This is a genomic window from Cryobacterium sp. LW097 (genome assembly GCF_002205495.2).
Classification (GTDB): Bacteria; Actinomycetota; Actinomycetes; order Actinomycetales; family Microbacteriaceae; genus Cryobacterium; species Cryobacterium zongtaii.
The window spans coordinates 2,125,837-2,141,318 of sequence record NZ_CP021992.1 but is presented as its reverse complement, the minus strand read 5'-3'; the positions used below and the strand labels follow the sequence as shown (position 1 = coordinate 2,141,318).

Annotated in this window: 13 protein-coding genes; 5 read left to right on the top strand and 8 right to left on the bottom strand. The window is 68.2% G+C overall.

Translation table 11 applies throughout. The features are described from left to right. Positions 1–11: 11 nt before the first annotated feature. The gene (locus B7495_RS09855) at positions 12–887 is read right to left on the bottom strand and encodes an acyl-CoA thioesterase II (protein ID WP_205748663.1); all 876 of its coding nucleotides are present in this window, start codon (positions 885–887) and stop codon (positions 12–14) included. Positions 888–951: 64 nt separating this feature from the next. On the opposite strand from B7495_RS09855, the gene B7495_RS09850 reads away from it, so the two are divergent. After that, complete coding sequence (locus tag B7495_RS09850) at positions 952–1,629, top strand: hypothetical protein (protein WP_088456410.1); 678 nt, start codon at positions 952–954, stop codon at positions 1,627–1,629. Positions 1,630–1,653: 24 nt separating this feature from the next. On the opposite strand, the gene B7495_RS09845 is transcribed toward B7495_RS09850, so the two are convergent. From B7495_RS09845 to pepN, 4 genes are all read right to left on the bottom strand, one after another. After that, positions 1,654–3,339 carry an FAD-binding dehydrogenase gene (locus tag B7495_RS09845; protein WP_088456409.1) on the bottom strand — a complete coding sequence of 562 codons (1,686 nt, stop codon included), beginning with the start codon at positions 3,337–3,339 and terminating at the stop codon, positions 1,654–1,656. Positions 3,340–3,392: 53 nt separating this feature from the next. Beyond that, entirely contained in the window at positions 3,393–3,833 is a 441-nt protein-coding gene (locus B7495_RS09840) for a globin (protein ID WP_088456408.1), read from the bottom strand. Continuing rightward, positions 3,823–4,968 (bottom strand): mechanosensitive ion channel family protein, encoded by a 1,146-nt coding sequence (locus B7495_RS09835; protein ID WP_088456407.1) that lies wholly within the window; start codon positions 4,966–4,968, stop codon positions 3,823–3,825. Before B7495_RS09835 ends, B7495_RS09840 begins: the two co-directional genes overlap by 11 nt. 116 nt (positions 4,969–5,084) lie before the next feature. Next, positions 5,085–7,628 carry an aminopeptidase N gene (gene pepN / locus B7495_RS09830; RefSeq protein ID WP_088458021.1) on the bottom strand — a complete coding sequence of 848 codons (2,544 nt, stop codon included), beginning with the start codon at positions 7,626–7,628 and terminating at the stop codon, positions 5,085–5,087. Between the two features lie 102 nt (positions 7,629–7,730). Here pepN and B7495_RS09825 point away from each other — a divergent pair, with 102 nt between their 5' ends. Continuing rightward, entirely contained in the window at positions 7,731–8,768 is a 1,038-nt protein-coding gene (locus B7495_RS09825; protein ID WP_088456406.1) for a DUF2332 domain-containing protein, read from the top strand. Between the two features lie 7 nt (positions 8,769–8,775). Here B7495_RS09825 and B7495_RS09820 read toward each other — a convergent pair whose 3' ends face one another. The 3 genes from B7495_RS09820 to B7495_RS09810 form a co-directional block, all read right to left on the bottom strand. Further along, positions 8,776–9,531: an exonuclease domain-containing protein gene (locus tag B7495_RS09820; protein WP_240632188.1), complete on the bottom strand. Its 756-nt coding sequence runs from the start codon at positions 9,529–9,531 to the stop codon at positions 8,776–8,778. Positions 9,532–9,705: 174 nt separating this feature from the next. Continuing rightward, complete coding sequence (locus tag B7495_RS09815) at positions 9,706–11,250, bottom strand: SDR family oxidoreductase (protein WP_088456405.1); 1,545 nt, start codon at positions 11,248–11,250, stop codon at positions 9,706–9,708. Positions 11,251–11,417: 167 nt separating this feature from the next. Beyond that, positions 11,418–12,992, bottom strand: coding sequence for an MFS transporter (locus tag B7495_RS09810; protein WP_088456404.1), 1,575 nt, complete (start codon positions 12,990–12,992; stop codon positions 11,418–11,420). Positions 12,993–13,275: 283 nt separating this feature from the next. On the opposite strand from B7495_RS09810, the gene B7495_RS09805 reads away from it, so the two are divergent. Genes B7495_RS09805 through B7495_RS09795 form a run of 3 tightly spaced genes read left to right on the top strand, consistent with a single transcriptional unit; the run spans position 13,276 to position 15,460 of the window. Then, on the top strand, positions 13,276–13,902 hold the full coding sequence (locus tag B7495_RS09805) for a DsbA family protein (RefSeq protein ID WP_088456403.1): 627 nt from the start codon (positions 13,276–13,278) through the stop codon (positions 13,900–13,902). Between the two features lie 41 nt (positions 13,903–13,943). Beyond that, entirely contained in the window at positions 13,944–14,432 is a 489-nt protein-coding gene (locus tag B7495_RS09800) for a ribose-5-phosphate isomerase (protein ID WP_088456402.1), read from the top strand. A 41-nt stretch (positions 14,433–14,473) separates the two neighbouring features. Next, on the top strand, positions 14,474–15,460 hold the full coding sequence (locus B7495_RS09795; RefSeq protein WP_088456401.1) for an Fpg/Nei family DNA glycosylase: 987 nt from the start codon (positions 14,474–14,476) through the stop codon (positions 15,458–15,460). The last annotated feature ends 22 nt before the right edge of the window (positions 15,461–15,482 follow it).

Below are 15,482 nucleotides of genomic sequence, written 5' to 3'. Positions count from 1 at the left end.
TGGGCTGCAGCCTAGTCACGGGGCTTGGGAACCCGCACCATGCCCTCCTGGGCCACCGTGGCCAGCAGCAGGCCTTCGCGGCTGTAGATGCTGCCGGTGGACAGTCCCCGGCCGCCCTGGGCGGAGGGGGAGTCCTGCACGTACAGCATCCACTCGTCGACCCGGCCGAAGCGGTGCCACCACATGGCGTGGTCGAGGCTGGCGACCTTGAGGCCCGGGGTGGCCCAGGGCAGGCCGTGCCGGCGCAAAACGGGTTCCATGATCGAATAGTCGCTGACGTAGGCGAGTGCGGCGCGGTGCAGGTCGGGGTCGTCGGGGATGGGCTCGAAGGTCTTCATCCAGATCATCTGCTTGCTGGTGTGCTCGCCGTCCACGGTGAGGTAGATCGACGAGGGCACGTGGCGCATGTCGAACGGGCGGTCGTTGGCCCAGGCCCGCGCGAAGTCGTGGTCGATGTGACCGAGGGTGTCTGCCGTGGTCGGCAGGGATTCGGGGTCGGGCAGGTCGGTCGGCATCTCGATGTGATGCTCGAGACCCTCGTCGGTGTCCTGGAACGACGCGATCATCGACAGGATCGGCACGCCGTTCTGGTACGCCTGGGTGCGTCGAGTGGAGAACGATCGGCCGTCGTGGATGCGGTCGACCGAGAAGGTGATCGGGTGGTTGACGTCGCCGGGGCGCAGGAAGTAACCGTGCATGGAGTGCACGTTTCGTTCGTCGGGCACTGTGCGCATGGCGGCGACGAGGGACTGCGCGAGCACCTGGCCGCCGAAGACGCGACCTTGTGGCATCCACTGCGAGGGGCCGGTGAAGATGTCCTCACTGGTGCGGGCACCGGTGTCGGTCAGGTCGAGAGCGGCCAGAAGACCCTCCAGCGGTGCGTGCATGCTGCCTCCTTGTTCGAGCTCGGGTCCCCGGGACACCGACGTACCTTGGTAGTTTAGACAGCAGATGAGCCAGTCATTTTCCCTCTCAGATTCCCTGTCCCTCGGCGACCTCCGGGTCTACCTTTCGCGCGCCAGCCGGGTGGAGGACGGATCGGTGCGGCTCGTCTCCGCGGCGGGCGTGCTCGCCGTGTACACGGCGATCCTGTACCCGCGTGGTCTGCTGGACTCGAGCCCCACGGTGTTGGGCCTGCGCACCTTCGCGCTCACAGAACCTGTTGACCTCGACGTCGTCGTTCCGGTGCGGTCGCTGTTGGATCGGCTGCTGCGCCTCGAGGCCGCCGTCACCGACGCGGATGCTCCGGTCACCGTCACCGTGCCGCTGCAGGTATCCTCGGTCACCTGGGCGGGCATCACGCCGCCGAAGGGAGGCTGGACATCCCATGGCAGCGCCTCACCGGCTGTGCTGGAGGGCGCCGCCCGCGAGGGCATCGCCGAAGTCGCGTCCGTCATCCCGACCGGCACCGGTGAGCAGATCGTCCAACGGGTACGGTCCGAGGTCTGGGGCCGCCCGATCGAGGCCCTGGACTTCGTACCCGCCGGTGCCGGGTTCGCCGCGGTGAGCCTGGGCTTCCTCGCGGCGGATGAGCCGGTGCAGCTCTTCGAGACCGGCCCCTGGACGCGTCTGAGCACAGCCCGCGGCCACATTCTGGTACGCCGCAAGCCCTGGTCCTTGCGCGCCTGACCCTCCACCCGGGTGCGGGACGGGTTAGAGCGCGGCGGCGACGGCCCGGCCGGCGGTGCGGCCGGAGAACAGGCAGCCGCCGAGGAAGGTGCCCTCCAGCGAGCGGTAGCCGTGCACGCCGCCGCCGCCGAAGCCGGCGGCCTCGCCTGCCGCGTAGAGTCCGGGGACCGGTTGCCCGTCGGCTCCGAGAGCCCGGGCGGAGAGGTCGGTTTCGATGCCGCCCAGGCTCTTCCTTGTGAGCAGGTGCAGCTTCACCGCGATCAGCGGCCCGTTGGCGCGGTCGAGCAGCTTGTGCGGGCTCGCCACCCGAATGAGCCTGTCGCCGCGATAGTGCCTGGCCTGGCGAATCGCGTTGATCTGGGCATCCTTGCTGAAGTCGTTGTCGAGCTCCCTGTCGCGGGCCAGAATCTCCCGTTCCACCTGCGCGGCATTGATGCGCACCTCGGGGGAACGCTGCTGCATGCCCTTGATCAGCTGGTGCAGGGTATCGGCCACCACGAAGTCCTCACCCTTGCTCTTGAACGCTTCCACCGGGCCGGGCGCGCCCGATCCGAGCCGTTGGGCGAGCAGGCGCAGGTCCTTGCCGGTGAGGTCGGGGTTCTGTTCGCTGCCCGAGAGGGCGAACTCCTTCTCGATGATCTTCTGGGTCAGCACAAACCAGCTGTGCTCGTGGCCGGTCTTGAGCAGGTATTCCATCGTGCCGAGGGTGTCGAAACCGGGAAACAGCGGGGCCGGCAGGCGTTTTCCGGTGGCGTCCAGCCACAGGGATGACGGGCCGGGCAGAATGCGGATGCCGTGGGCCGGCCAGACCGGGTCGTGGTTGACGATGCCCTCGGTGTAGTGCCACATACGGTCGCCGTTGATCAGTCGGGCGCCGGCCTTCTGGGTGATCCCGAGCATCCGGCCGTCGACATGGGCGGGCACACCGGAGAGCAGCTTCGCGGGTGCCGGTCCCAGCCGGGCCGGCCACTGGGCGCGCACCAGGTCGTGGTTGCCGCCGATCCCACCGCTGGTGACGATCACCGCGGACGCCCGCAGCTCGAACTCGCCGACGATCTCCCGGCTGCTGGCCTGACCGCGCGCCGCAGCGCTCGGGATGAGCAGGCTGCCCCGCACTCCCACCACGGCGCCTCCCTCGACGATCAACTCGTCGACGCGATGCCGGTGCAGGGTGGTGACCAGGCCGGCGCGCACCCCTTCACGGACCCTGGTGATGAACGGCTCCAGGATCGCGGGCCCGGTTCCCCAGACGATGTGGAAGCGCGGTACCGAGTTGCCGTGTTCCAGGGCGGTGTAACCGCCACGTTCGGCCCAGCCGACGACCGGGAAGAACGTCACGCCGCGTTCCTTGAGCCAGGCCCGCTTCTCGCCGGCGGCGAAGTTGAGGTACGCCTCGGCCCACCGGGTCGGCCAGTAGTCCTCACCGCGATCGAACCCGGCGCTGGCGAACCAGTCCTGCCGGGCCAGAGCCAGGGAGTCCGTGACTCCCATTCGGCGTTGTTCGGGGGAGTCGACCAGGAACAGCCCGCCGAACGACCACCAGGCCTGACCGCCGAGCGAGGCGGCGTTCTCCTGGTCGACGAGCAGCACCCGTTTCCCCGCCTCCACGAGTTCGGCCGTGGCCACCAGGCCGGCCAGGCCGGCCCCCACCACGATCACGTCGGCGGAGGTGTTCGGATGCGTGGGCAGGCCGGGGCGGGCTGGGCTCATGGTGACTCCATTGTCAGTGAGGGTGCTGCGGGGCGGATGGTGCGGTTCGAGTGTTACGCGTCGAAGGTGTTGACCATAGCGTGTGCGGCTCGCTCGAGGTAGTCCCACAGGGTGGCGCGTTGCAGCGGGGGCAGGTCGCAGGAGTCGACGGCGTTCCGCATGTGCAGCAACCAGCGGTCCCGGGAATCCGGGTTCACCTTGAAAGGCTGGTGACGCTGGCGGAGCCGCGGGTGTCCGCGTTGCTCGCTGTAGGTGCCCGGCCCGCCCCAGTACTGCTCGAGGAAACCGGTCAGCCGCTCCGCAGCGGGGCCAAGGTCCTCCTCAGGGTACATCGGTTTGAGGACCGGGTCGCCGGCGACGCCCCGGTAGAACTCGGCGACGAGCTTCTCGAAGAACGGCCGGCCGCCGACCTCCTGGTAGAACGACGGGCTCACGGCGGCGGCGTTCTCGCTCGACCGAAGGTGTACTCCGAGCGGGATGTTGTCACTTGTCATCGGGCTTCTCCTGTTCGGTGGCCGCTGCGCCGCCTGGCGTGCCGGTCGATCCGGAATCGGGCTGCTGGTCCGCCGCGGGCTTCTTCGGCCGGCGCGGGGCACGAACCCGGCGGGCGGGCACGGGCTGTTCGAAGGGCGCCGTGTCGGTGCTCGGAAGCGCGGCGGCGGCCTGGGCCGCTGCATCCACCGGGGCGCCGTCTGCCGCGCTGTCACCGTTGTTGCTCCCGGCGGACACCGATCCGTCGGCCGCGGCCATCACCACGCTGTTGAGCGGGGTGAGTCCTGAGCCCATCCCGTCGAGGGCCTTCTTGAGATGGAGCCGCAGGTCACGGGCGAAGTCCCAGCGGGCGCCCACCCGGGTGCGCACGACCAGGCGCACAACGAGGGCCTCCGCCGAGATGGATTCGAGGCCCCAGATCTCGGGCTTGCCGAGCATCGCCCCGCGCCACTTGCGGCTGGACGCCAAGGCTCGGGCGACCTTGAGCAGTTCGGCCTGCACGGCCTCGACATCCGACGAGTAGGGGATGGCAAGGTCGACGATGACGCGGGCCCAGCCCTGGGACATGTTTCCGGTGCGCAGGATCTCGCCGTTCCGGACGAACCAGAGGGTGCCCTCGATGTCGCGCACCTGGGTGATGCGGATGCCGACGGACTCGACGACTCCGGTGGCCAGGCCGAGGTCCACCACGTCGCCCACGCCGAGCTGGTCTTCCATCACCATGAAGAGACCGTTGAGCACGTCCTTCACGATGTTCTGGGCGCCGAAACCCAGGCCGGCGCCGAGAGCGGCGGTGAGCAGGGCGAATGACCCGAGGATGTTCTCGTTGATCGTCGTGACGATCAGCAGGGTGGTCACGATGACGACCAGGACGTTGACGATATTGGTCAATACCGACCCGAGTGTGCGGGTGCGCTGCACGACACGCACGGCGGTGACCGGTGACACGTCCAGCGACTGGGTGTCGTCGACGTTCTGGCCCTTCTTCACCCCGGACACGATCTGCGTGACGACCCGCCTGATCACGAAGAGCAACACCCAGCGGGCGACCAGCGCGAAGATGATGATGACGACGACCTGCACGATGGTCAGGTTCCAGATGTAGTCGGCCGTAGCCCAAAAAGTGTCCCAGTTCATAGATCGACCAGTCTACCGAGCGCCGACTCGGCGCTTCCTGAAGGTGCCATACGACAACGGCGCCGCCACGATGAAAATCATCGAAAGCGGCGCCGTTGTCCGGTGGTGCCGGCGGACTACTCCTGGTCGCGGGCCTGCACGCGCAGGCTGCGTTCGACGCCGGCGAGGTTCTCCACCACGAGACGGCGAAGCGCCGCGGGCTCCGGGTTGGCGTCCAACCACGCCCGGGTCGCGTCGACCAGGGCCTGGTTCGACAGCGGCGACGGGTAGAGGCCCACGATCAGCTTCTCGGCGATGGAGTAGCTGCGCTCGGCCCACACCTTCTGCAGCACATCGAAGTACTGGCCGACGAACGGCTCGAGCAGGCTCGTGTCGTGTGCGCGCAGGAATCCGGCGGCGGTGACCCGCACGATGGTGTTCGGTGCGGTGTCCACGTCGATCAGCGAGGCCCAGGCTGCCTGCTTGCCTTCGATGGTGGGGATCGCGGCGCGCGCGTTGGCGGCTGACTGGGCACCGGTGGCGGTGTTGTCCGCGGCCAGGGCGGAGGCGATCTCCGCCTCACCGGCTTCGGCGCCGGCGACCAGCGCCGCGAGCAGCTCCCAGCTGAGGTCGGTGTCGATGTCCAGGCCCGGCAGCTTGAACGAACCGGTGCGAAGGCCCGCAACGGCGGCCAGCTGGGCCGGCGTCTCGGCGACGGAGGCGAAGAACTTCACAAACTGGAACTGAGCATCACTGCCGGCCTCTGCGCCCTGGGCCAAGGCCCAGAGTGCGTCGCCGACCGAGGCGACGGTGGCGTCGCGGTGCTCCGGGGCCACGTAATACTGCGCGGCGAGGGACACCTGGCCGAGAACCGTGCGGAGCGTCGTCGACTCGGTCTCGGTGGCGACGTTGCCCAGCACCAGCTTCACGAAGTCGCGCGGCGAGGTCTCGGCGTCGCGGGTGGCGTCCCAGACGGAGCCCCAGACCAGCGAGCGGGCCAGCGGGCTCTCGATCGCTGCGAGGTGCTCGAGCGCCACGGCGTGCGAGGCGGGGTCGAGGCGTACCTTGGCGTAGGCGAGGTCGTCGTCGTTGAGCAGGATCAGATCGGCACGGGTGCGACCGACGAGTTCCGGCACATCCGTCTGCACGCCGTCGACGTCGAGCTCGACGCGGTGGGTGCGCACCAGGGCGCCGTCGACCAGGTCGTAGAACCCGATCGCGAGGCGGTGCGGGCGGATGGTGGGGTAATCCTCGGTGGCGGTCTGCAGCACGGCGAACGCGGTGATGACCCCGGCATCGTCGACCTCGATCTGCGGGCGCAGGGTATTGACACCGGCGGTCTCGAGCCAGAGGGCGGCCCAGCCGGAGAGGTCACGGCCGCTGGCGGCCTCGAGCTCGACGAGCAGGTCGGAGAGCTCGGTGTTGCCCCAGGCGTGCTTCTTGAAGTAGGAGGCGACGCCGGTGAAGAACGCGTCGATGCCGACCCAGGCGACGAGCTGCTTGAGAACGGATCCACCCTTGGCGTAGGTGATGCCGTCGAAGTTGACCTGCACGTCTTCGAGGTCGGTGATGGTGGCCACGACCGGATGGGTGGAGGGCAGCTGGTCCTGACGGTACGCCCAGCTCTTCTCCATTGCCGCGAAGGTGGTCCAGGCTTCGGTCCACTCGGTGGCCTCGGCGGTGGCGATGGTGGATGCCCACTCGGCGAACGATTCGTTCAGCCACAGGTCGTTCCACCACTTCATGGTGACCAGGTCGCCGAACCACATGTGCGCCAGCTCGTGCAGGATCGTGACGACCCGGCGTTCCTTGATCGCGTCGGTGACCTTGGAACGGAAGACGTAGGTCTCGGTGAAGGTGACCGCGCCGGCGTTCTCCATCGCGCCGGCGTTGAACTCCGGCACGAACATCTGGTCGTACTTGTCGAACGGGTACGGGAAGTCGAACTTCTCCTCGAAGTAGGCGAAGCCCTGGCGGGTCTTCTCGAAGATGTAGTCGGCATCCAGGTACTCGAACAGGCTCTTGCGGCTGAACAGGCCCAGCGGAATGATGCGGCCGTCGCTGGAGGTGAGCTCGCTGCGCACCACGGCGTACGGACCGGCCACGAGGGCGGTGATGTAGCTGGAGATGGTGTGGGTGGGTTCGAACGCCCAGGTCTTGTTGCCGTTGCCGGCATCCGTGGGCTCTGGCGTGGCCGAGTTGGAGATGACCTCCCAGGCGCCGGGCGCGGTGACGGTGAAGGTGAAGGCGGCCTTGAGGTCGGGCTGCTCGAACACCGCGAAGACGCGGCGGGAGTCTGGCACCTCGAACTGGCTGTACAGGTACACCTCGTTGTCGACGGGGTCGACGAAACGGTGCAGGCCCTCGCCGGTGTTCGTGTACGCGGCGTCGGCGACGACGGTGAGCACGTTCTCGGCCGCGAGGTCGTCAAGCTGAATGCGGACGCCGTCGCTGACGACAGCCGGGTCAAGCGAGGCGCCGTTGAGGGTGACGCTGTGCACACTCTCGGTGATCGCGTCGATGAAGGTCGAGCTACCGGCCACGGCGCTGAAGGCGACCGTGGTGGTGCTGGCGAAGGTCGTGGGACCCGTCGTCAGGTCAAGGGTGACGTCGTAACTGGTCACGCTGACGAGCGCTTTGCGCTCCTGGGCTTCGATCCTGGTGAGGTTTTCTCCGGGCAACGGTTTCTCCATCTTCGTTTCGCGAGAGCGCTCTGGCGCATCCGCATAGAGAACAAGCCTAGCCACGGTCGCGCTGGTGGCGCGCCTGATTAGGCTGCCGGCATGAGAACCAGCACGGATGCCGGCGCCGATACCGCGCTGCGCTATCGAGCCTTCGCCGAGGTGGAGGCCCGGGGGCTGAGCGCCTGCTACGAGGCCTGGGCGGCGGGGGTGGCGCGCGATGCGGCGACGATCGGATTGATCGACCGGCTGCCGCCGACCAAACGGCAACCCAACCTGGTGTTCAGCGCGGCCAGGTTCCACGGCGCCGAGGCCGGCGGTTATCTGGGTTTCCGGGCCTGGCTGGCCGAGAACTGGGCGGTGGTCGAGCAGACGTGCCGCAGCCACGCGACCCAGACCAACGAGCCGGGCCGATGCGCGGTGCTGCTCCCGACGCTCGGGAGTCTGCCGGGGCCGCTCGCCCTGATCGAGGTGGGGGCGTCGGCCGGGCTCTGCCTGCTGCCGGACTTATACAGCTATCGGTATCGGCCGGGCGGTCGCAGTGCTGACGGCCCGGGTGACGGCGCGGCCCTGCTCGACCCGCCCGCTGGGACCAGCCCAGTGCTGCTGGAGTGCGCGGTGACCGGTTCTGTTCCCGTGCCGAGCCGGCTGCCTCGCGTGGTGTGGCGGGCCGGCATCGACCTCAACCCGCTCGACGTGACCGATCCCGCCGACGTGGCCTGGCTGGAGGCTCTGATCTGGCCGGAGCACGATGACCGGCGGGCCCGGCTGCGGGCGGCCGTGCAGGTCGCCCGCACAGCCCCGCCCCGGCTAGTGCGCGGCGACCTCAACGAGCAGGTCGAGGCTCTCGTGGCCGAGGCCCCGCCGGATGCGACCGTCGTGGTGTTCCACACGGCGGTGCTGGCCTATCTCGACGAGGCCGGCCGGGACCGGTTCGTGGCGACCATGGCCCGGTTGAGGGCCGAGCGTGGGGTGCGCTGGCTGGCCAATGAGGGGCGCACCGTGGTGCCAGGGGTGGCCGGGACGCTGCCGTCGACGCTGCCTGCGGCATCCGGTTCGGCTGACTTCGTGCTGTCGTTGGACGGCCGGGCGGTCGCGCTAGCCCAGCCGCACGGTCGCGCGGTGCATTGGCTCGGCTGAGGGCAGGCTAGATCGCCGGTGTGGCCAGCATGGGCGCAGCCGCGGCACGGTCGGCGCCGGCCCGGATCGGCCAGGCACCGTCGATGACGATCAGGTCGTCGCCCTTGGACTTGCGCAGGTAGGTCTGGAAGCTCTCGGCCTGCTCCCTGGCCCAACCGACCTGGCGGTCGTGCAGGGTGTACAGGTCGGTCTCCTCGGTCTTGGCCAACAGGGCCCAGGCGACCCGACCGGTGGCCACGGCATCCGCTTCGGCGTCGTGGGCCCCCTCGAGCAGCACGCCGTAGTACTCGGCGGTGGCCACCAGGGTGCGCTTGCCCTTGCGGTAGCGGTCCACAGCCTTGTCGATCACGTAGGGGTCGAGCACCGGGCCGAAGTCCTCGATGGGCGCCAGCCCGTAGCGGCGGGCCTCGGCGTTGAGCATCGACAGGTCGAAGCTGGCGTTGTAGGCCACGATCGGGCGGCCTCCGTCGATGCTGCGGCGCAGTACCGTGAGCATCTCGGCGATGGCGGTGGCCGGGTCGACGCCGTCACGCTGGGCGACCTCGTCGGTGATGCCGTGGATGGCGGACGCTCCCTCCGGAATGGGGATGCCGGGATTGAGCAGCCAGCTGTACGAGCCGTTCACCGTGCCGTCGCGCATGACGCGGCCGATGAAGCACGTGACGATGCGGTCCTCATCGGTGTTCACACCCGTGGTCTCCAGGTCGAACACGCACAGCGAGGGGATGTCGGCGATCGCGGTCTTGGCGGTTGATGTCTGCACGTTCCGACCCTATCGGCGCCCACCGACACTCCCGGTGAGGCGGCCGGGAGTGCCGCGCATCCTCTCCACAACTCATCGCGAAAGCGGTGAATCGGTTGCTTCAGCGCCGCGGAGGCAGCCGTGAACCCGCTTTCGCGAGATGAACCTTTCGCTAGGAGGGGGTGGTGCGGTCCCCTACCAGGTACCGGGGCGGTAGTCCTTGAGGAAGACCCCGTGCACGTCTTCGCCGGCCTCGCCGCGCACGATGGGGTCGTACACCCGGGCGGCGCCGTCAACCAGGTCGAGTGGGGCATGGAAACCCTCCTCGGCCAGGCGGATCTTGGTGGGGTGCGGGCGCTCGTCGGTGATCCAGCCGGTGTCGACGCTGGTCATCAGGATGCCGTCGGAGAGCATCTCCTTGGCGCTGGTGCGAGTGAGCATGTTCAGGGCGGCCTTGGCCATGTTGGTGTGCGGGTGCCCCGGACCCTTGTAACCGCGGCCGAAGACACCCTCCATCGCGGACACGTTCACGATGTAGGTGCGCCGAGCCTCGGATGCCGCCATCGAGGCCCGCAGACGGCTCACCAGTAGGAACGGGGCCGTGGTGTTGCACAGCTGCACCTCGAGCATCTCGAGTGGGTCGACGTCTTCGACGTTGGCCGTCCAGCTGTTCTCCTCGTGCAGGTCGGGCACCAGTCCGCCCGCGTCGATGGCGGTGCCAGCGGCCAGCCGTGCCAGCGAAGAGGAGCCGGGGGCCAGGGCCAACGCGGTGAGGTCGTCGGCGGTGAGGGCGGCGCCGGTGGCCGCGGCGGCGAGGATCGGGTGGCTGGCCACGGACGCGGCCAGCGCGGTGGGGTGCGCATCGTTGGTGTGCCCGAACGAGACGATCTCGGGCAGTTCGCCGTCCGGCAGCGGCGAGGACTCGGCCTCCACCAGCGGGGAGTACGACCCGGGGGAGCGGCGCACGGTCTGCGCGGCGTTGTTGATCAGGATGTCCAGCGGACCCTGCGCGGCGACGGAGTCGGCCAGGCCGATCACCTGGGCGGGGTCGCGCAGGTCGATGCCGACAACGCGGAGGCGGTGCAGCCAGTCCTTCGAGTCGGGCATGGCGCTGAACCGGCGCACCGCGTCGCGGGGGAACCGGGTGGTGATGGTGGTGTGGGCGCCGTCGCGCAGCAGCCGCAGGGCGATGTACATGCCGATCTTGGCGCGGCCGCCGGTGAGCAGGGCGCGTTTGCCGGTGAGGTCGGTACGGGCGTCGCGCTTGGTGTGGCTCATCGCCGCGCAGCTCGGGCAGAGCTGGTGGTAGAACGCGTCGACGAGGGTGTACTTCTGCTTGCAGATGTAGCAGGCGCGCGGCACGAGCAGTTCGCCGGCCGAGGGCCGGTCGGTGCCCAGACGCAGCTGGGCGCCGATGGTCTCGTCGTCGATGCGGGTGGGAGCCCCGGTGGCGGTGGCGGCGATGACCTCCCGGTCCGCGTCCGCGATCAGCTGGCGCTTCTCGTGGCGGCGCACGGTCTTCACCGACTTGAACATCTTGGCGGTGGCCTGGCGCACGGTGACGAAGTCGGGGTCGTCCGGGTCGATGGTGGCCAGGGAGGCGAGCACGCGCAGGGCCACCTCGAGGTCGTGGGGGTCGATCGCGGGTGTCGCGGATGCGTCGCCGGTGGGAGCATCATCGACGGACGCGACGGATGCGGGCTCTACGGGTGTGCTCTGCGGGTGTTGCTCGGTGGTCATCAGAGAATTCTACGACGGCGCATCCGCCCCTCACACAGCCGGGCGAACAGACAACTGTGGCCGGTGCGGACAATTGCGCCCGGTGTGCGGGTAACAATTGTCCGCACCGGCCACAGTTGCTTGTGTAAAGCAGTCCTCCGAAGTGGACGGGGCGGTGCGAGGTGGAGCTAGACCTTGGCCGGCTCCGAGTCGGTCTCGGTCTTGAGCGCGCTCAGGTCCATCGACGAGGTCGGCGGCTCGAAGGTGGCGTCGAACGGCATCTCGTCGTGGTCGAGCAGGGGGTTCTCGAACTGGCCGGCAACGAGCTCGTGTGCCTCTTCGACCGATTCCACGCTCGGCATGGAGCCGGGCAGCGGGCGGTTGGCGGATTCCTTGAGCCAGAAGATGCTGATTCCACCGATGAACGAGGTGGCCATCAGGTAGTAGGCCGGCATCATGTCGTCACCGGTGGCGGCGATGAGCGCCGCGATGATGAACGGCGTGGTGCCACCGAAGATGGCGACGGCGAAGTTGTACGCGATGCCCATCGCGCCGTAGCGGCTGGCCGTGGGGAACAGGGCCGGCAGCGCCGAGGCGAGGTTGGCGACGTAGAACGTCACCGGGAGGGCGATCAGGGCCAGACCGGCGAGGGTCGTGAAGACGGAGCCCATACCGATGAGCAGGAACGCGGGGATGGCGAAGACCACGGCGCTGATCGAACCCATCCAGAGCACTGGGCGACGGCCGATCTTGTCGCTCAGGCGACCGGTGAGCGGGATGCAGCAGGCCATGATCACGAGGATCGGGATGGTCAGCAGCGTGCCGTGCAGCTCGTCGTACCCCATGGTGCTGGTGAGGTAGGTCGGCATGTACGAGGTGAGAGCGTATCCGACGGTGTTCGCGGCGGCGACGAGGATCATCGCGAGGACGATGCCGCGCCAGTAGTTCTTGAAGATGGCGACAGGTCCCTTGGGGATGCTGTCGTCCTCCACGAAGTCGGGGTTCCTGGCGTTGACTTCCTGAGCGTCCAGGCTGGCCTGGAAGGCCGGGGATTCCTCGATCTTCATCCGGAAGTAGATGGCGATCAGGCCCAGCGGTCCGGCGAGCAGGAACGGCAGACGCCAACCCCACTCTTCCATGGCCGCCTGACCGAGAGTCACCTGCAGGATCGACACGAGAGCGGCACCCATGGCGAAGCCGAGGTAACTGCCCATGTCGAGGAAGCTGGCGAGGAAGCCACGGTTCTTGTCCGGAGCGTGCTCGCTGACGAAGGTGGTGGCACCGGCGTACTCGCCGCCGGTGGAGAAGCCCTGCACGAGCTTGGTCAGCACGAGCAGCACCGCTGCCCAGATGCCGAGCTGGGCGTAGCCGGGCAGGATGCCGACCACGAAGGTGGAGGCGGCCATGAGCATCAGCGTCATGGCGAGCACCCTCTGGCGGCCCAGCTTGTCGCCGAGCCAACCGAAGAACACGCCACCGAGGGGGCGGGCAATGAAGGTGGCGGCGAAGGTGCCGAGCAGGAACAGCGTCTGCACGGTCGGGTCGGCTTCGGGGAGGAAGACGGGACCCATGGTGGTGATCAGGTAGCCGAAGACTCCGACGTCGTACCATTCCATGGTGTTTCCGACGATCGTGCCGCCGAGCGCCTTCTTCAGCATCGGGCGGTCAACGACGTTCACGTCGGAGACCTTGAGCTTCCGGCGCAACAGCGGCTTCTTGATCTTCTTCACGGTGCGATCAGCACCGTTAATAGCGTTTGACATGTGTCACTTTCTGACAGTAGAGATGCCTCTTGTGGAGGTCATGACATGACTCTTGCGCAGGCACGTCGAGCCTCGAATGGAGGTCGTGAGATGCCTCAGATGGAGGTCATGTGCCCCGGATGCGGGGCCGCCCCTCGATGGGCATAAGCATCAATTTTAGCGCAATTTGCCTCAGAATCAGGCATTTCTCCTTCGATAGCCGCTCTGGACAGGGCTTTAGCCGGGTTCGGTGCGCGCCGCTTCGGCGGCATTTCGGGACCTGTGACTCGCTTAGGCTGGGTCGATGAGCGACTCTGTGACCTTCTGGTTCGACCCCTCCTGCCCCTGGGCCTGGATGACTTCTCGTTGGGTGGACGAGGTGAGTGATCTGCGCGGCTTCGAGGTGAGTTGGCGGGTGATGAGCCTCGCGGTGCTGAACGAAAACACCGACGTTTCCGAGGAGTACCGCGCGTTCTTCCCCCGGGCCCTCAAATACACCCGTCTGGTGCAGGCCGCTCAGGAGCTGCACGGCCAGGAGACCGTCAAGGCTCTCTACGACGCGCTGGGCACCCGAATCCACCACGAGGGCAACTCGGATGCCGATTCCGTGATTCCCGCGGCGCTCGCCGAGGTGGGCCTGCCGGCCGACTTCGCCCGCTACGCCGAGAGCGACGAGTTCGACGTGCAGATGCGCGCCAGCCACTTCGACGGCATCAACCGGGTGGGCCAGGACGTCGGCACCCCGGTGATCGCCGTGAACGACGTTGCCTTCTTCGGCCCGGTCATCTCGCCGGCACCGACCGGGGATCAAGCGCTGGCCCTGTGGGACGGCGTGGTCGCGGTGGCCGGCTACGACGGCTTCTTCGAGATCAAGCGCAGCCGCACCCGCGACCCGATCTTCGCGCCCGCCCTCGTTGCGGCAGCCGAGTAGCAGCGCCGCAGCATCCCGCCCGACTAAATAGACTGCTCATCATGCGCATCCACATCGCCACCGACCACGCCGGCCTCGACTTCAGCACCCTCCTGATCAGCCACCTCGGTACGGCCGGGCACGAGGTCATCGACCACGGGCCCACCAGCTACGAACCGCTCGACGACTACCCGGCGTTCTGCATCAGCGCGGCGGCTGCCGTGGTCGCCGACCAAGCGGCCGGCGTCGAGGCACTCGGCGTGGTGTTCGGCGGCTCCGGCAACGGTGAGCAGATCGCGGCCAACAAGGTGCACGGCGCACGCGCCGCGCTGGTCTGGAACGCGGCCACCGCCACCCTCGCCCGCGAACACAACAACGCCAACGTCATCGCGATCGGCGCCCGCCAGCACCCCATCGAGGACGTCATCGCGTTCATCGACGCCTTCATCGCCACCCCGTTCCCCGGCGAGGAACGCCACCAGCGCCGCATCGACCAGCTGGCCGAATACGAGACCACCGGCACCATCGCCGGCACCGTCCTGAGCAACTGAGCTGTACCTCACCTGATCCACCGAGTCGGAAAGGCATCGCCGTGCCAGAGGGTCATTCCGTCCATCGCATCACCCGGCAATTCGCGCGCAACTTCGTGGGCCGCCCGGTGCAGCTCTCGTCGCCGCAGGGCCGGTTCGCCGCCGGTGCGGCACAACTGAGCGGTCACGTCATGACGGATGCCCGCGCCGTGGGCAAACAGATGTTCCTGGAGTTCGACAACGGGCTCTGGCTACGGGTGCACCTGGGCATGTACGGCGCCTGGGACTTCGCGGGCGACATCATCATGGACGCCACGATCGCCTCGAGCAACGGCCGGATGGGACAGACCAACCAGCGCGGCACCGACCTCGCGCCGGTGCTCGATTCAGCGGGCGAGAACTCCATGCACAGCATCGGTGCGCCCCGCAGCACCCGGGTGCGCATGGCCGAGCAAGAAAAGGAGATCGACCAGCTCGACACCTTCCCGCCCGAACCCGTCGGCCAGGTGCGGGTGCGCCTGCTCACCGACACGGTCTCGGCCGACCTCCGCGGCCCGACCGCCTGTGAGGTGCTCGACCCCGCCCAGGTCGACGCTGTGCTGGCCAGGCTCGGCCCCGACCCGCAGCTCGACGACAGCCCGGAGGCCGAACAGCGCTTCGTGGACACCGTGCGCAAGAAGCCCACCCGTATCGGCCTGCTGCTGATGGACCAGTCCGTCGTCAGCGGTATCGGCAACGTCTACCGCGCCGAGCTGCTGTTCCGGGCGAGGATCAACCCGCACGCCCCGGGCAAGTCGCTGACCGAGGAGAGCCTGCGGGCCCTCTGGCGGGACTGGGCGCATCTGCTGGCCATCGGTGTGAACACCGGCCAGATGATGACCATGGACGACCTGACCGGCGAGGATTACCGACTCGCGATGAAGAACCGCGCCGACCGGCACTGGGTCTACAAGCGCGAGGGCCTGCCCTGCCGGATCTGCGGCACCCACATCACCCTCGAGGAAATGGGCGCCCGCAAGCTCTACTACTGCCCGTCCTGCCAGGCCTGACCCGTCCCATCCGCCGCACCTG